Annotated in this window: 15 protein-coding genes; 7 read left to right on the top strand and 8 right to left on the bottom strand. The window is 60.3% G+C overall.

What is annotated here, in order from left to right; translation table 11 throughout:
* Nucleotides 1–2 precede the first annotated feature (2 nt).
* A complete protein-coding gene (locus M0H32_RS03185; RefSeq protein ID WP_248150612.1) occupies nucleotides 3–1,823 on the bottom strand; it encodes a WG repeat-containing protein in 1,821 nt (606 codons plus the stop codon).
* Between the two features lie 203 nt (nucleotides 1,824–2,026).
* On the opposite strand from M0H32_RS03185, the gene M0H32_RS03190 reads away from it, so the two are divergent.
* The 4 genes from M0H32_RS03190 to M0H32_RS03205 all read left to right on the top strand — a co-directional run bounded on the left by M0H32_RS03190 (nucleotide 2,027) and on the right by M0H32_RS03205 (nucleotide 5,759).
* Nucleotides 2,027–2,788: an AzlC family ABC transporter permease gene (locus M0H32_RS03190; RefSeq protein ID WP_248150615.1), complete on the top strand. Its 762-nt coding sequence runs from the start codon at nucleotides 2,027–2,029 to the stop codon at nucleotides 2,786–2,788.
* A complete protein-coding gene (locus tag M0H32_RS03195; protein ID WP_248150618.1) occupies nucleotides 2,788–3,171 on the top strand; it encodes an AzlD domain-containing protein in 384 nt (127 codons plus the stop codon). Before M0H32_RS03190 ends, M0H32_RS03195 begins: the two co-directional genes overlap by 1 nt.
* Before the next feature lie 156 nt (nucleotides 3,172–3,327).
* Nucleotides 3,328–3,978: a glutathione S-transferase family protein gene (locus M0H32_RS03200; RefSeq protein WP_248150620.1), complete on the top strand. Its 651-nt coding sequence runs from the start codon at nucleotides 3,328–3,330 to the stop codon at nucleotides 3,976–3,978.
* Nucleotides 3,979–4,145: 167 nt separating this feature from the next.
* Nucleotides 4,146–5,759 carry an ABC transporter substrate-binding protein gene (locus tag M0H32_RS03205; protein ID WP_248150622.1) on the top strand — a complete coding sequence of 538 codons (1,614 nt, stop codon included), beginning with the start codon at nucleotides 4,146–4,148 and terminating at the stop codon, nucleotides 5,757–5,759.
* Nucleotides 5,760–5,842: 83 nt separating this feature from the next.
* On the opposite strand, the gene M0H32_RS03210 is transcribed toward M0H32_RS03205, so the two are convergent.
* Together M0H32_RS03210 and M0H32_RS03215 are read right to left on the bottom strand one after the other, a co-directional pair.
* Nucleotides 5,843–6,271 (bottom strand): HIT family protein, encoded by a 429-nt coding sequence (locus M0H32_RS03210; protein WP_248150625.1) that lies wholly within the window; start codon nucleotides 6,269–6,271, stop codon nucleotides 5,843–5,845.
* A 135-nt stretch (nucleotides 6,272–6,406) separates the two neighbouring features.
* Nucleotides 6,407–6,745 (bottom strand): ArsR/SmtB family transcription factor, encoded by a 339-nt coding sequence (locus M0H32_RS03215; protein WP_248150628.1) that lies wholly within the window; start codon nucleotides 6,743–6,745, stop codon nucleotides 6,407–6,409.
* Nucleotides 6,746–6,784: 39 nt separating this feature from the next.
* Here M0H32_RS03215 and M0H32_RS03220 point away from each other — a divergent pair, with 39 nt between their 5' ends.
* Entirely contained in the window at nucleotides 6,785–8,152 is a 1,368-nt protein-coding gene (locus tag M0H32_RS03220) for a pyridoxal phosphate-dependent decarboxylase family protein (RefSeq protein WP_248150630.1), read from the top strand.
* A gap of 49 nt (nucleotides 8,153–8,201) precedes the next feature.
* On the opposite strand, the gene M0H32_RS03225 is transcribed toward M0H32_RS03220, so the two are convergent.
* From M0H32_RS03225 to M0H32_RS03235, 3 genes are all read right to left on the bottom strand, one after another.
* Nucleotides 8,202–11,606: an acyl-[ACP]--phospholipid O-acyltransferase gene (locus tag M0H32_RS03225; protein ID WP_248150632.1), complete on the bottom strand. Its 3,405-nt coding sequence runs from the start codon at nucleotides 11,604–11,606 to the stop codon at nucleotides 8,202–8,204.
* A 98-nt stretch (nucleotides 11,607–11,704) separates the two neighbouring features.
* Entirely contained in the window at nucleotides 11,705–11,986 is a 282-nt protein-coding gene (locus M0H32_RS03230; RefSeq protein WP_248150634.1) for a YiaA/YiaB family inner membrane protein, read from the bottom strand.
* Between the two features lie 14 nt (nucleotides 11,987–12,000).
* Nucleotides 12,001–12,699, bottom strand: a complete 699-nt coding sequence (locus M0H32_RS03235) for a PspA/IM30 family protein (protein ID WP_248150636.1) — start codon at nucleotides 12,697–12,699, stop codon at nucleotides 12,001–12,003.
* A 107-nt stretch (nucleotides 12,700–12,806) separates the two neighbouring features.
* Between M0H32_RS03235 and M0H32_RS03240 the strand changes: the two genes are divergently transcribed.
* Entirely contained in the window at nucleotides 12,807–13,394 is a 588-nt protein-coding gene (locus M0H32_RS03240; protein WP_248150640.1) for a TetR/AcrR family transcriptional regulator, read from the top strand.
* Nucleotides 13,395–13,515: 121 nt separating this feature from the next.
* On the opposite strand, the gene M0H32_RS03245 is transcribed toward M0H32_RS03240, so the two are convergent.
* Together M0H32_RS03245 and M0H32_RS03250 are read right to left on the bottom strand one after the other, a co-directional pair.
* Entirely contained in the window at nucleotides 13,516–14,316 is an 801-nt protein-coding gene (locus M0H32_RS03245) for a hypothetical protein (protein ID WP_248150643.1), read from the bottom strand.
* 82 nt (nucleotides 14,317–14,398) lie between these two features.
* Entirely contained in the window at nucleotides 14,399–15,880 is a 1,482-nt protein-coding gene (locus tag M0H32_RS03250; protein ID WP_248150646.1) for a protein adenylyltransferase SelO, read from the bottom strand.
* Nucleotides 15,881–16,287: 407 nt separating this feature from the next.
* Between M0H32_RS03250 and M0H32_RS03255 the strand changes: the two genes are divergently transcribed.
* Nucleotides 16,288–16,803, top strand: coding sequence for a peroxiredoxin (locus M0H32_RS03255; protein ID WP_248150649.1), 516 nt, complete (start codon nucleotides 16,288–16,290; stop codon nucleotides 16,801–16,803).
* The last annotated feature ends 56 nt before the right edge of the window (nucleotides 16,804–16,859 follow it).

The following is a 16,859-nucleotide window of genomic DNA, read 5'->3' on the forward strand; positions in this document are numbered from 1 at the left end:
TACTAGAAGCGCGTACCGCCGCTGCGTACGAAGCCTGGCTTTTCTGCACGCTTTCCTTGGGCAAAGTCCAGCAAAGCACGCAGCCAAAGGACACTGCTTTCGTGCGGGTCATCCGCAAACCGCTCGGGAAAATGGTGGGTGACAATCATCGGATTGTATGTCGTGAGACAATCAGGTTTTGAGCGCTCTTCGGCGTCAGGCCCTATTGGGCACCACGCTCTACTGTCTTTCGCTGCCGCCCAGGCAATTCCTTGCGAGAAGCAGTTCAGTGCTCTGTATTTTGCCTCGATAAGAATACTGCCGTCCGGGCGTTTCATGCCCCAAAGACCATCTTCGAAAAACAGCGTATTCCCGCCCTTGCAGGTCAGGATGCGCGCACGATCCTGCTTGGAGTGCCGAGGCGGCTCGGCAACCTCAGTGCCGGTATGATCAATCCAAAACTCACGGCCGTTTTTTTGCGCGTGAAAGATGCCGTTTCGGCTTTGTTTGAGTTTGTCGAATTCCGGTTCGAGCACAAAGTCTCCAGCCTCGTTTATCAATCCCCATTTGTCATGGATCGCTACGGCAGCGAATGCGCCGTAAAAGGAATGGGTGTTCTCGAGTGCTTGCTCAGGTATCAGACGCCCGTCCGGAGTCAAAAACCGGAATTTTTTGTTTGAGAGGTAAAGAAGATAGGGACGGTCACAAATGCCGGTGGTGTTGGAGCTTGATATCAGGAGCGTTTTTATCGGTGCACTGAGCGCAGGATGAGAAACAACATAGCTCCCGCTTTGTTCAACCACCTTCAGGCCATCGGCACAGTCCAGACGCACACGGTCTTCAAGCTGATCTGCAACCAAGGTTCCGTCAGGTCGAACGCTGTGCCAGGTTTCTCCATCCAGAACCCGGGGCAACAAGCCGTCTTCGCGTAAATCGACACCATCGAACAGGCGTCCGGCAAGGAGCGTTCCGTCTTTCTTGACGAGGCCGTGTTTGTCAGAACTTTGCGTCGTTCCATATCCGGCGCGCCAAAAGCCGAGATATGGATATTTCAAAGGCACAACAAGGTTGCCATTTTCGTCGACCGCTCCCCAGGGGGCGCCTTTGAGGTTGGCCTGATTGCCCTCCGGCTTGCCCCGCACGACGGCGCGATTGTGGGAAAGTCCTTGAACATGCGAGTATCTTGGCGAAACCTGCCATGTCCCGTCAGACTTCAACAAGCCATATATCTCAGGCCCTCGATTGGATTTGGTGGCCCAGAACAGGCCCCGTTCCGGTTTGTCGAAATAGGCGAATGTGTAGCCAATGTCCGAGATCCAACCGGTTCGAATATTGTAAAGCTTCGCAAGTTTGTTTCCTTGATAAAACGACAGTCCAAATTCTTGAAGTTTTTCATGGCCCTGGAAGTGCGCGCTTTGCCACTTCCCTTCGATAACGAGCATGACATCACGGGTAAGAGGTACGATACGCGCGAACGCAGGTTCCACGACGATGTTCCCTCTATCGTCGATGATGCCCGTTTGGTCGCCCACAAGAACTTCCGCGTGTCCTTGGTTGAAGGGGCCCGCGAGATCGAATTGAGGCGCGATCACAATTGCACCCGTCCTGTCGATGTAGCCATATCGTCCGTCAATACGAACAGCAGCAAATCCTTCGCTGAAGAGAAATGCGCGTTCAAAGCGATGCGGAATGACAAGCTCCTTGGAAGCGTGTTTTACATATCCGCAAAGGTCGAAGGCTCCGTCACACCTCGGAAGGAGACGTTCTTCTTCGGTCGATTGGGCGAAGGCAGCTGTTTGGAAACACACAAAGAACAACGTCCAAAGACCTTGGTGAAGGCGCATATGCAACTCATTTTCAAACACTAAAACAGAGGCTTATTAAAGCGCGCAATTGCGGCGGAAACGCGTTCTGTTGCATGAATCGAAAAGGTCCGGGAGCAACGTCAGCGCAGTTGCAAACCAATCTGCTCACCCACGCCCTAGACAGCTTCCATCCGAAAAGGTAAGGCTACCTTACTAATTCCCAATCTCAGAGTGTCTGCGCCATGACGGCTTCATCCCTGTCCGCGCCCCCATCAGCGCCTGAAAACCCGCCAGAACCGGCGAGGGTCTGGATGGCGCGCGGAGCGCGGGCGGCGGTGTCTATCCCCGCTTTCATCCTGACCGCTGCCTTTGTCGGTTATGCGGGGCTCGCGCGCGAGACCGGGTTGACGCTGGCCGAGACCCTTGCGATGACCGGGCTCATCTGGGCCTTGCCGTCGATTGTGGTTCTGACCGGAGCGTTGTCCTCCGGCATGGGCCTGATCCCGGCAGGGATAGCCGTGGCGCTTGCCTCGGTGCGTCTGATGCCGATGACCATGGCGCTGATGCCGATCGTGAAGGTGCCGGGCAAAACCAGGACCTGGCAGCTGTTGATCGCGTCCCATTTTGTGGCCGTGACCGCCTGGGTTTTTGCCATGAAGAACCTGCCGGACATGACGCGGGAAGGGCGCCTGCCGTTTTTCATCGGTTTTGGCGGCGCGGTGACCGCGTTCGTCTTCTGCATGACCGGGCTCGCCTATCTGCTGGTCGAGCGGCTGCCGGACATGGTCGCGGGCGCCCTTGTGCTGCTGACGCCGGTCTATTTCCTGTGCTCGCTGTGGGGCGCGGCGCGGGTCAATGCGGACAAGGTTGCCATGGCGGCGGGTCTGGCTCTGGGGCCGGTGTTTTTTGTCTATCTGCCGGGCCTGGATCTGCTCTGGACCGGTCTTGTCGGCGGCACGCTTGCCTATCTCGGTACGCGCATCTTGCGGCGGGGGCTGTTCTGATGGACGGGCTGATGACGGATGCCGGCCTTGGCGACACCTGGTGGTGGCCGTTCGTGATGATCCTGGTCGCCGGTTGGCTGGCGACGGATGTCTGGCGCTGGCTGGGCGTCTTCGCCGGTGGCCGGCTGCGCGAGGACGGTGAACTGCTGATCTGGGTGCGCTGCGTCGCCACCGCCCTTGTCGCCGGCGTGATCTCCAAGCTGATCCTGTTTCCGCAAGGCATCCTTGCCGAAACGCCGCTCGCCTTGAGACTGGCGGCAGCGGGGGTCGGATTTTCCGCCTTTTTGCTCTTCAAGCAGCGCGTGATTGTCGGCGTTCTGGCGGCGGAAGCCTTTCTGCTGGCCGGTTGGCTGGGCTTGACTGCCTTACAAGGTGGTCTCTGACCTGCGGCATCGCGCGCCGATACGAAGCTGACCTGTGCCGAGTTCGGTTTCTTCAGCAAAGATGATCCCGCTTGGGCCAACTCCGCCTGTGGCTGCTCGACCTTCGATGCGATAAATTGAGAGGGATGGGAACCACAACTGTCCGAGGAGAGGATCATGGCCGATCAGGTGGAACTGTTTTATGCCCCTCAAACCCGCGCCACCGGCGTCAGGGTTCTTCTGGAAGAACTCGGCGCTCCCTACAAACTGAACGTGCTGAATTTCAAGTTGGGGGAAAACCGCCGCGCCGATTACCTGGCTGTCAATCCGGCGGGCAAGGTGCCTGCGCTGCGCCACGGCGATGCCGTCATCACCGAGCAGGTGGCGATCTATCTCTATCTCGCCGATCTCTTTCCGGAAAAGGGCCTGACGCCGTCGCTGGAGGATCCGCGCCGGGGTCCCTATCTGCGCTGGTTCGTGCATATGGCCTCCTGCTTTGAACCGGCACTGGTCGACCGGGCGCTGAAGCGCGAGGAACCGCCGCAGTCCATGTCACCCTATGGCAGCTTCGACACCGTCATGGAGAACATGCGCGCGCAACTGGCCAAAGGGCCATACGTGCTCGGTGAAGACATGACCGCGGTGGATGTCCTTTGGGGCATGGGGCTCCGCTGGGGCATGGCCTTCGGCATCGTGCCGGAGCTGGACGAGTTCAAGGCCTATACGGCGCGCTTCATGGATCGGCCGGCCGTGGTGAAGGTGCTGCAGGAAGACCAGAACATGGCCAAGGAACAGGAGGACGCCGCCATTCACGCGGGCGTTGCCTGATCCGCGGATTGTCAAGCCGATCCCGGCGCAAAGACCCAAAAGGTCGTTTTTGTGGCACCAAACTTCGATCGGGGCATGCTTGGTAAATCGGACAATCGGTCAAACTCACGAGGAACGACAGTATGAAGACATGAGGGTAACCAGACGTAGCAGGAGGTAATTTGATCATGACCGGAAAGAGCAAGAACCAGGGAATGCTGGACCGCCTGGCACGGGCGGCACAGACAGGCGGTATTTCACGACGGGATTTCCTGAACTATTCCATGGCCGCGGGTGTTACCGCGTCGGCCGCGACGGGCCTTTGGACCAGCAGCGCAAAGGCGCAGCCGAAACAGGGCGGCACCTTCAAGGTGGGGATCCATGACGGCAATACGTCCGACACCCACGACCCCGGCACCTATCTCACCATTGCCATGATCGTTCTGGCGCACACGCACCGGAGCTACCTCACGCTGATCGAGCCCGACGGATCCCTCGGGCCCGATGTCGCCACAGAATGGTCGGCAAATGCCGATGCCACGGAATGGACGTTCAAGCTCAACGAGAATGTCAGCTTCCACTCCGGCAAGAAAATGACAGCGGATGACGTCATCGCCTCGATGAACCATCACCGCGGCGAAACGACGACCTCGGCCGCCAAGGCGCTGCTGACCGATGTCTCCGACATCGTCAAGGACGGCGATTACACCGTCGTCTTCAAGCTGTCGTCCGGCAACGCCGATCTGCCCTGGCTGATGACCGACTATCACCTGGCGATCTGCCCGGCCAATGACGACGGCACGATCGACTGGGCCTCCGGCGACGGCACCGGTCCCTACAAGATCGATACGGGGGAATTCGGTGTCCGCTTCGCTTTGAGCCGCCATGACGGCTGGCACCTCGATGGCGGCCATTTCGACGGCGTCGAGCTGATCGTGCTGGCCGACCCGAATGCGCGCCAGACGGCGCTCGTGACCGGCGATGTCGATGCGGTCTCCCTGATCGACCTGAAGACCATGGGGCTCCTGCAGCGCAACCCGAACCTCGTCATAGACAACGTGCCGTCCGCCTCGACGATCACCATGCCGATGTTCTGCGACACCGCGCCTTTCGACAACAAGGATGTGCGCAACGCGCTCAAGCTGGCCATGAACCGGGACGAGATCATCGAGAAGATCGCGTTCGGTGCGGCGACCAAGGCCAACGACTTCCACCACTCGCCGGCAATGCCCTATTGGCCCGACGACATTCCACAGCATGATTACGATCCGGACCAGGCCAAGTCGCTGCTGAAGAAGGCGGGGGCTGAAGGCCTGTCGATCAACCTGTCTTCGGCGGAGTCGATCTATTCCGGCGCGGTCGACCTGTGCGTGCTCTATGCCGAACACGCCAAGGCGGCGGGCATCAATATCAACGTCGTGCGCGAGCCCAATGACGGCTACTACTCGGATGTGTGGCTGAAAAAGCCGTTCTGCGTGGTTGCCTGGGGCGCGCGTCCGACGCCGGACGTGATGTATTCGCTCGCCTACAAGGACGATGCCGCCTGGAACGAGAGCCGCTGGAAAAATCCGCGCTTCAACGAGCTGTTGCTGATGGCCAAGGCGGAACTGGATGATGCCAAGCGGGCGGAAATGTACCGCGAGATGGCGCTGCTGGCCCATGACGACGGCGGTACGATCATCCCGTTCTTCCGCAACTTCGTCTATGCCCGCCGCAGCAACGTGCAGCATGGCGAGCAACTGGCGGCGAGCTGGGAACTGGACGGCGCCCGCGCCTGCAGCCGCTGGTGGTTCGAAGGTTGATTGCTCAAACAAAAACCGCGCCTGCCTGTCTGCGGGCGCGGTTTTCTTTTGGCATTTTGTTTTTTGGGGGTGGACGTCTCCACTCAGGCCAGGACGGCGCGGATTTTATCCGCCTGTGAGGCCAGCAAATCGTTGTCGGCCATCGCGCCGGTATGCGGCTTCAGCGACACGCCCTCGAAGCGCGGAATGACATGGACATGGGTGTGAAACACCACCTGACCGCCGGCCGGTTCGGAAAACTGCTGGATCGTGGTGCCGTCCGCGTCAAACGCCTTGACCACCGCGTGGGCCATCTTCTGCACGGTTGCCATGACAGCGTTGAGATCGTCGGTCGCAATGTCGAGGATGTTGCGGGACGGGGCTTTGGGGATCACCAGGATATGGCCGTCGCCGCGTGGCATGATGTCCATGATCGCCAACGTCTTCTCGTCCTCATAGATCTTGTGGCTCGGCAACTCGCTGCGAAGGATCTTGGCGAAAACGTTCTGGTCGTCATAGGCGGGCGTGGACATGATCTGGACTTCCTGTGAGATGAAAACGGGTGCCGCACGGGCTGTTGGCGCGAGACTAATCCGCGACGCCGGACCACGGCAAGTCATCCGTTGCGAGAGAGGAAAGCAAGGTCTCTCGGTCGGAGTGGTACCGGACTATTCTGGCACCGTGCTGGAAACGGAGGTGAGGGTGAGGCCCAGTTCGGACAGCTTCTCCCGGTCGGGCTTGTAGAACATCCAGTTGCCGATCCGTTTGCCGGTCACCAGCCCGGCTTCCGACAATTTCTTCATATGCGAGCTGACGGTTGGCTGGGTCAGGCCGATCTTGTCGGTGATGAAGCCGACGCAGACGCCGTCGTCGACAAGGTCTCCGTCCCGCTGTTTGGGGAAGTGGGGACGGGGATCGAGCAGCCACAACAGGATTTGCAGCCGGACGGGACTGGAGAGCGCGGTCATGGCGGCGGCGCTTGACTCGATATCTATATTGATATTCATCTATATAGAGACTCTTCGATATAGATTGGTGAAACGGACATGCAAATTAACCTTCTTGATCAGCAGGCGGAAGCCTTTTCAAGCGGTGCCGAGCGCGGCGCACGTTATCTCAAGGGGCTGCCGGAACGCCGGGTGAATGCAGAGACCGGTGGTCTCGACGCTTTGGCGTCAGGATTGCCACAGGATGGCATGGACGTGGCAAGCATTCTGGACCTGATGGAAACGGTGGGCGGTGAGGGCACTGTCGCTTCGGCTGCCGGCCGCTATTTTGGCTATGTGATCGGCGGCGCGCTGCCGGCGGCCTCGGCAGCGCGGGCACTGCTCTCGGCCTGGGACCAGACGGCCGATGTTCTCACGGGGCCGTCCGTGATCCGCATGGAAGAAACCGCGATCGGCTGGGTCAAGGAACTGCTGGCCTTGCCGGAGGGGACGGACGGCGCTTTCACCACAGGCGCGACCATGGCCAACATGACGCTGCTGGTGACCGCCCGCGACGCCTTGCTCGCCCGTCTCGGCCATCAAAGGGGCGATGGCCTGATGGGGGCGCCTAAACTGCGCATCGTCGCCAGCGCGGAAATCCACGCAACTGTGCTCAAGTCCGTGCGGATGGCGGGACTTTCCACGCGGGACATCGAATGGGTGGAAACGGACGACCAGGGACGGATGCGGATCGACAGACTGCCTGAGTTGGACGAGCGCACGCTTGTGCTGGCGCAGGCCGGCAATGTCTGCACCGGGGCTTTCGACCCTTTTGACGCGCTCGGCGACAGGTGCCGGGCGGCGGGCGCCTGGCTCCATGTCGACGGAGCTTTCGGGTTGTGGGCACGAACGGCGCCGTCGTTGAAGGGCGCGCTTGCTGGCCTGGACAAGGCCGACAGCTGGGTGGTCGACAGCCACAAGACTCTGAACACGCCCTACGATTCCGGTCTGGCGCTTTGCCGTCATCCGGAGGAAATGCAGGCGTCGATGGCGATCGGCGCGGCCTATCTGCCCGATACGGTCGCAAGTCCCGCCAACCGCGCGCCGGAATTCAGCCGGTCCGCCCGCGGCGCGGAAACCTGGGCGGCGCTGCTCTCCCTTGGCCGCAAGGGCGTTGCGGACATGGTGGAGCGGTTTCACGGGCACGCGGTCCGGATCAAAGGCGAGTTGACCGACCTTGGGTTCCTGGTGCCGCATGAGGTCCATTTCAATCAGGTGTTTGCGACACTCCCGGAAGACGAGGAGGCCTCAGCCCGGATCGCCGACCATGTGCAGCGCTCCGGAGAGGCCTGGTTCGGGCAGGCGGCTTGGCAGGGCAAAAAGGGATTTCGCATCAGCGTGTCGAACTGGTCGACTGGCGAACAGGAGGTCGATCGGCTGATTGCGGCGATCGCAAAGGCAAAGGCCGAAATTCTCGTTCCGGCCTGATGCCGGTGCGGCACTGCCCCGGACAGGTGTCCGGGACAGTGTAAATCGATCAGGCGGCCGTCTGCATATCCGGGCCGTTTTCGACCAGACGGATGACCCCGGCAAAGTCGAGCTTGCCGGTTCCCAGAACCGGGACCTTGTCGACGACCCGGATCTCGGCCGGGATCATCAGGTCCTGGGCGCCGTTTTCCTTGGCGGCCTTGATAAAGGCGGCGCGGTCGGCGTCCGGGTTTTCCGTGACCAGAACAAGTTTTTCGCCCTTGCGCTCGTCCTTGACCGCGGCGACCGCGGACAGGTGTTCCGGCCAGATCTGTCCGGCCAGGGCCTCGACGGCGGCCAGCGAGACCATCTCGCCGCCGATCTTGGCGAAGCGCTTTGCGCGGCCCTTGATGATGACATAGCCGTCGGCGTCGATTTCGACGATGTCGCCGGTGTCGTGCCAGCCGTCGACCAGCGGTTCGACGACACCCGGATTGTCTTCCTTCAGGTAGCCGACCATGACATTGGGACCGGAGACGAAGAGGCGCCCGCCGGTATCGACGCCGGCGACCGGCTCCAGCCGCGTGTCGATGCCAGGCATCAGCTGGCCGACCGTGCCCGGACGGTTGAACATCGGTGTGTTCAGGGCGATCACCGGCGCGGCTTCGGTGACGCCATAGCCTTCCAGCACCCGCAGGCCGAACTTTTCCATATAGGTTTCACGCGTGGTTGGTTTGACCGGCTCGGCGCCGGCGAAACAGTAGCGCAGGGAGCGGAAGTCATAGGCATGGGCGGTGCGGGCATAACCGTTCAGGAACGTGTCCGTGCCGAACAGGATGGTGGCGTTGGAGGAATAGATCAGCTCCGGCACGATCCGGTAATGCAGCGGCGAGGGGTAGAGATAGACCGGCACGCCTGAGATCAGCGGCAGGATGGTCCCGGCCGTCAGGCCGAAAGAGTGGAACATCGGCAGGACGTTGAACACCTTGTCGGCCGGGGTGAAGTCGATGCGTGCGGCCGCCTGGGTGGCATTTGCGAGGATGTTCTTGTGGGTCAGAACCACGCCCTTCGGCTTGCCTTCCGAGCCGGAGGTGAAAAGGACCACGGCCGTGTCGTCGGCGCGTTGGCGAACCAGCGGGCGGCTGCGCCAAAGCAGTCCGCGCAGCTTGTCGAGAAGCGTGATTTCGGTGCGCAGCTCATCCAGCCAGACAAAGCGGACATGCTCGGAAAGACCGTCGACCAGCTGTTCCAGCCGGGCCTGCTTGACGAAAGCACGCGAAGAGAAAACCGTCGTCACCCTTGCCGCCCGGCAGGCCGACAGGATGTTTTCCTGACCGGCTGTGAAATTCAGCATCGCGGGCACCTTGCCGGCGGACATCGCCGCCAGGAAGGTGACGGCGGAGCCGTTCGCGTTTGGCAGCATCAGACCGATCGTGTCTTCGCCGTCCGTCAGCTTGCGGATCTTGCGGGCGAGAACGGCGGTGCCGGTCAGAAGTTTTCCATAGGTCAGGGAGCCGGCGACCGGATCTTCCAGGGCCACGGTCGACAGGCCGCGATCCCGCGAGGTGGCAATGACCTGATCCAGGATGGTCCGGTCACTCTCCAGGCTGGTCTTGAACATCAGGTCCGACATGATTCTATAAAGATCCGCGCCTGCGGCAGCCCGCCGTTTCCGGCCTTTCAGATTGCTTTGCAGGCTAAGTTTTTGCGGTTCCATGATGGTCACCTTCACTTTCGGAAACAAGTTTTTTCGGATCTGGCTCGGGTTCAGATATGAAAACGGGGTCCGTTCCAGGCCGTCGATGCGGATCGGCACGATCATCGCGCCGGTCTTGTCGGCGACCATGGCAGCGCCGTCATAGATCTTCATCAGGCTGCCGGTCACCGTCAGACGACCCTCCGGAAAGATCACCATCGGTTCGCCGGAGCGGACCACATTGATCAGCGCACGGGTCGCCATAGGCTTGGTTGGATTGATCGGCAGGGCGTTGGCAAGACGCAGGAAGGGCTTCACCCACCAGCGTTTGGCGATCTCGTAATCGATCGCGAATGTGGGTGCCTTGTCAGTCAGCGTGAGGGCAAGCCCCGCGTCCAGATAGCTGACATGGTTGAGGGCCAGGATCGGCGCGTCGCCCGCCTTGTCAAGATTTTCCAGGCCGGTGACCTCCAGGCGGAAGAAAGCCCGGTAGACGATCGAGATCAGGTCGCGGAACGGGTTGGTCGGCAGGAATTTCAGCATCAGACCTGCGGCGAGGGCGTTGATTGCGGCCAGGGCAGCCAGGATCGCGGGCGTCGATGCGCCGAGCTTCTGCGCACCGGCCAGTGTTAGGCCGCCAACGGTCATCAGGGCGGCACCAAGCGCGTTGGTCGCGGCGAGGCGGCGGGCACGTGATTTCGGATCAGCCCAGGTCTGCAGCGCGGTGAAGGTCGGTACGGCCAGCAGGCCGCCGGCGATGGCAAGGCCGGCCATGTCGACGCTGAGACGGATCACGCCGTCTTGGACCAGGAAATCGGTCAGCGTCACGGCGGCAGCTGCCTCTCCAAGACCGGCAACCGTCACAGCAGCATCGAGACAGAACAGTGCCATCAGCGCGGTCGCGACCGGTGCGGGCAACAGCACGACACGGCCGGCGGACAGCCACGCGGCCAGCGCCGAGCCGACACCGATGGACACCGCAAAGACGGTCAGGAAATAGGTCACGGCGATCTCGCTGCCGCCCAGATGGGTCTTGACCAGAACCGGCAGGATCGACAGCACCAGGGCGCCGACCAGCCAGAACCAGGCATTCATCAGGGCAACCCGGAAGAGGCGGCGGTCGGCGACCAGATCGGCCAGGACGCGCCAGGTGGCGGTGGCAATGTTCCAGTCGATCTTTAGATCAGGCGCTGCGGCCGGCGCGGAGGGGATCATCCGGCTGACGCCATAACAGGAAACAGCAAGCGCGATCATGACAGGTGCGAACACGAGGGCAGGGGCGCTGGCCGAAAACAGCAGGCCGGCGGAGAGCGTGCCGCCCAGAATGGCGAGAAACGTGCCCGCTTCCACCCAGGCATTGGCGCGCGGCAGCTCGGCCGGATCCAGATGATCGGGCAACAGGCCGTATTTGGCCGGGCTAAAGAGTGCCGACATGGCGCCGAAGACAAAGAGGGCTGCGAACAGGACAGGCAGGGATCCCAGCATCATGCCGGCAACGGCCAGCAACGCGCCGCCGACTTCCACACCCTTGGTGATCCGCGCGATGCGGGACTTGTCGTGCCGGTCGGCGAGTTCTCCACCGAGCGCGGACAGGAACAGGTAAGGGGTGATGAAAACGGCACCGGCCACGGCGATCAACGCACCCGATTCCGAGGAGGCAACCTGAAACAGCATCAGGAATACCAGAGCGTTCTTCAGGAAGTTGTCGTTGAAAGCCGACAGGAATTGGGTCCAGAAAAGCGGGGCAAATCGCCTGGAAGTCATCAGGGAATTGCGCATGAAATCCTCCTTCGGAGCCGGCGCCGAGGCACGCTCCGCTGTGTTTTCGTCTCCCGGTCCCGGCACTTGGCCGGGACCTTCAGGTCTTGGGGGGCAGATCAGGCGTCGTCCGACTTGCTGACATCCATCAGCAGTTTTTCGGTCTTGGCGTCTTCCAGGCGGTTGTAGAACTTGTCCGCTTCGTCGCGGTCCCGAAGGGTCTTGGTTAGGGTCACGGCGGTGTGCACGAGCATGATCGCCGACATGGTGTAAAAGCCCTTGGCGGAAAAACTGGCTTCCAGATTGTAGATGCCGAGGGCCATCATGATGGCGGCGACGGCGAAGCTGGCCGCGGTGAAGATCATCCAGTTGTTGGAATGTTTGATGGTTTGGTCCTGCATGGGTCTTTCCTTTCTTAGCGGGTTTGCTGGATCAGACAGGGAAGGTCGGATTTCAGCCGCGCCAGAACGTCGTCTGCGCGGGTTTTGACCGGGGCGCCGCAACCGGCGTCCCCGAGTTTCTCGATCAGGGCCGCGGGGCGGTCCGCGACCGAGAGGGCGGCAAATTCGCGGTCCGCGATCCGGTCGCGCTCCTGCTGGCTGCGGATGTCTTCCAGCTGGTCTTCCGCAGCCGAGAGGGCCGACTGGCCGGTGCCTGTCCCGAAGGACTGGGCTTTCAGAATATGGGCACGGACATCGACGCTGCGCTCGCCCCGTTTCAGGGCCCGCAGCCGGCCTTGCGCCCGGTGCAGGGTCTCCGTCAGTCCGGCAAGGTCCAGGTCGAAGTCCGCGATGGCGGTCTCGAGGGCGGATCTCTCGTCCTCGAGCAGGGCGATGGCTTTGGCGGCTTCGCGGGCGAGCGCGTCCGCCCCTTTCATCAGTGCGTTGCGGGCGCGGTTTTCCAGATCCTCGATGTCGCATCGGATCTGCTGCAGCCGCTTGCGGTCCTGCTGCTGTTCTGCCCTGGCGCGGGCGAGCGCCACCTGCGCGGTGCGGACAGAGGCGGCGGCCTCGCGCGCGTTGGCAGCCAGCAGTGCCCGGGACGGTCGGTTGTCTGCTGAAAGGGGGCTGCCTTGCAGCAGCGCTTTCAACTGGGTCATGAATGGCTCAAACATGGCTTCTCCCTAAAAGTGAACGATGTTCACCATTTGACAAAGCCACAGGATTCGGGTTAGGTCAAGAAAAAAATGAACTAAGTTCACTTTTGAGGAATGAGACGGACATGTCGGGACTGCAAAAAGCAAAGAGCGAAGAAACCCGGCGCCGGGTGCTGGAAGCGGCCGTCGCAGCGGTCGAGGCGGGGGGAATGGAAGCGGTCAACATCCGCAACATCGCCAAGGAAGCGGGCTATTCGGTCGGCTCGGTCTACAAGCATTTCGCCGATCAGGACGCGCTGCTGATCGCGGTAAATTCGGTCACGCTTGGAAGGATCAGGGAGATCATGGGCGAGGTGGTCGAGGGAACGCAGGACCCGCTAGCGCAACTCAGGGCGCTGGCGCACGCTTATCTGGCATTTGCGCAGGAAAACAAAAACCTCTGGACCACGCTCTTCGGCCACCATCTTCCAGACGGAAAGCCGGTGCCGGAGTGGCATATTCAGGAGAATATCGCTTTGCTGGCTTTCATTGCCGGTCCATTGAAGGCACTCAATCCTGGGTTAGCGGGCGAAGCACTGGAGGATCGGACACGCACTTGTTTCTCGGCCGTGCACGGCCTCGTCACCATCAGCCTGGAAACCAGGTTTATCAGCCTGACGGGTGCCAGGTTGAAGGGCGAGATGGATTATTTGGTCGAACGGCTGGCGGGTTAAAGACTTCCCTCAATCGTTCAGTCAAGCTCCGTGTCCAATCTCTGCCGGCAAGAAGAGAATCTCGCCGGCAGGGCAAGAGGCCGAGACGTGGCTAACCTCATTTTTCAGTTGCTGATGAGGTTCAAATCAGGCGCTTTAGGTGCCCGACGAGAGGGATCAGAAAATCGCGGTCGCTCCAGTACTGCGTGTGACTGAACGGTGTGATCCCGGAGAAAAATCCGGCGTTAATCTTTCTGTCAGTTACGAGTTTCTTGTAACTTTCGCTCAGATCCTTCAATGGCCAGCCGAGAACATCGTCCTCATCGTAGTAGTTGTCCCAGCGGAATCGATCATTTGGTTTGGGAATGGCTTTGATTTTGTTAGCGGGATGTCCGGCAACAAACACAGGTATGTTGCAACCGGTCGTGAACAAACGTTCAATCGTCCTCCCGCGACAGACCCACTCCTCGTCTGGCGAGAGTTGGGGAGGAGACGACCAAATGCCATTCGCGGGCTGATCTTTTTTGAGAGCATCCCAAAGATAGTTTGATAGCACTTGCCCTCCCAAACTTTGCGCCACTACGACAATCGGCGCGGTCTTGCCATTCAAACTATGCATTCGTTTGAGCGTCTGGAGGATTTTTTTCTGCGCTAGGAAATACGGGCTTTGCGCGCCCTCCTTCCGGGACTCAAGGCTCGCAGCGTCGCAAAAGCCATAGAGCACGAATTGGCGCAGCTTCAGCCAGTCGAGCTTGCGCTTTGTTTTGTTGAAATAAGCTTCTTCATGTGGTTGCAAGATATCCTGGTAATAGACAGTGGCTGTTTCCAGCTTCGCGGATTGTGCGTCGGACAGGCGGTCCCGCACATCCTCAAAAAATTTATCTGCGAAATTTGCTTCGGTTTTGCCCATGCCGTGGACGGCTATCAATCCGAGCGTACCCATAATTTACCTCCAAAAAAACTTTGTTTGCAAAAGAGATACAGGGTAGGCGCGTTTTAGCTAAAAGTTCAACCCAGGATAAAGATCACGTCCCGCAAAACGTCCGGTAGGGACCGAAACTGTCCGGGGCCGGTTCTGCATATAACTCCCGACCGGGCTGTTCCTCAAAGGGCGACGACAACACCTCCAGAAGCGCTTTCACCGGTGCGTAGTCGCCGGTTTCGGCAGCTTGCAGAGTCTCTTCCACCTTGTGATTGCGCGGGATGTAGAGCGGGTTGACGGCATCCATTCCACTCTTGACGTCTTCGTTGGCTCGGCCTTCGCGCTCCAGTCTTTGTCTCCAGCGAACCAGCCAACCGTCGATGGCGGTCGGGTCGACAAAAAGATCCCGCAGCCGGTCCGTCGCACCGGTGACAGCGTCACCGAGCCGACGGAAACACAAGGTGTAATCTGTTGCCTGCTGATGCATGAGCGTCAAGAGCTCCTCGAAGAGCGCCTGATCGTCTTCCTCAGCCGTTTCCAGGCCGAGTTTGGCGCGCATGCCGCCGAGCCAATGCGCCCGGTAGAGGTCCGGAAAACGGCCGAGTTCGGCGCTGGCAAGTTCAACGGCCTTGTCGAGATCATCCGGCTCGATCAGGGGCAGCAGGGCTTCGGCGAGACGGGCAAGGTTCCATTGGAGGATCACCGGCTGGCGGCCAAAGGCGTAGCGCCCGCCATGATCAATCGAACTGAACACGGCGGCCGGATCATAGGCGTCGATGAAGGCGCAGGGGCCGTAGTCGATGGTTTCGCCGGATATAGTAGAGTTGTCCGTGTTCATCACCCCGTGCACGAAACCGACCAGCAGCCAGTTCGCGACCAGCGCCGCCTGGCGCTCGATCACGCTCCGGAACAGTTTCAGATGGCGGTCCTGCGCACCGGCGAGATCCGGATCGTGGCGGGCAATGGCATAGTCCGCGAGCTGGCGCAGCTTGTCGGTTTCGCCTCGGGCGGCGAAATACTGGAACGTGCCGATCCGCAAATGGCTCGCGGCGACACGGGTCAGGACAGCGCCAGGTTTCGGGCCTTCGCGGTAGATCGTCTCTCCGGTGGCGACCGCGGCCAGCGCCCTTGTTGTCGGAATGCCAAGCGCATGCATGGCTTCGCCGAGGATGTATTCGCGAAGGACAGGACCGACCACGGCCTTGCCGTCGCCACCGCGCGAAAACGGCGTCGGGCCAGAGCCCTTCAGCTGTATGTCGCGGCGACGGCCGGTCCGGTCCAGAACCTCGCCGATCAGGAGGGCGCGGCCGTCGCCGAGCTGCGGCGAGAAGCCGCCGAACTGGTGGCCCGCATAAACCTGCGCCAGAGGAGACGCGCCGTCCGGCTGACGAATGCCGGCGAAGATCTCTGCGCCTTCCGGCGTTTCGAAAGACGCCGCCTCAAGGCCGAGTTCCTCCGCCAGCGCGGCATTGAACAGGATCAGCTCGGGCGAGGGGACCTTCGCACCCTCCCAGGCGACGTAAAAGCCGGGCAGGTCGCGGGCATAGGTATTGTCGAACTGAAACAAAGGCGGATTGGCGGTCATTGGAAGTTGACATCTCGCGGTTCGTTTTTACTGCCGTACCAAACGAGTTTGGACAGCGTCTTTGCGATTCAAGGCAGAATATAGGACCCGGTCTTCGTCGTTCCAACAATCCTTCACTACAGCGTGTCATAGAGTGGCGTCCGCTTTTGGGTGTGCCATTGCAAGCTGCTTTGCCGATGGGTTGTCCGGGATTACCTGTCGAAAAATTGCGATCGGCAGTGCCCGACCTTCTCAGGTCTGCAAGAGCTGAAAAATCTAAATCTCTGAAATATAGAGTTTTTACGGGTTTTCTTTGCTGTGGAACTTGTCGGCTGAAATAGTGTTCTTCAGAAAAACAATGGTTTATGCGTTTTATCGTTCCGTGGAGAACAAGGGTCAAAAGTGTTGCGACGAAGGAAGGCGAGGGTTTGGAAACCTTGAAAGTGAAACTGGAAAACAAACACGTTCCCACTGTTGGTCTGCCGGCCACGGACGGAGAAATTGTTGATCTTTCGAGCCTCAAGGGCCTCACCGTCCTTTACGCCTATCCGCGCACCAGCCCTCCGGATTCTCCTCCGATCGAGGGATGGGACCAAATTCCGGGTGCCCGTGGGTGCACGCCTCAGTGCAAAGGGTTTGCCTCTCACTACCGGGAGATTCTCGCCGCAGGAGCTAATCGTGTATTTGGACTGTCCACGCAAGACACGCCCTACCAGTTCGAAATGAAATCCCGGCTGGGCCTGCCATTCGAGGTACTTTCCGATGCGGACCTGAAATTCGCGTCCGGTCTGGACCTGCCGGTTTTCGAAGCGGGCGGCATGCGGCTCCTGAAACGTCTCACATTGGTCATCGAAGACGGCACCATCCGGCAGGTGTTCTATCCGGTGGACGACCCGGCCGGGAATGCGCTTGACGTGCTGACCTGGCTTCAGTCGAAAGCATGACGACGTTTCTTGAGAACCCGACTCGTTCCTGGTCCCCATAAACGGCCAAAACCGGC

The organism is Roseibium sediminicola (assembly GCF_023156505.1).
Lineage (GTDB): Bacteria > Pseudomonadota > Alphaproteobacteria > Rhizobiales > Stappiaceae > Roseibium > Roseibium sediminicola.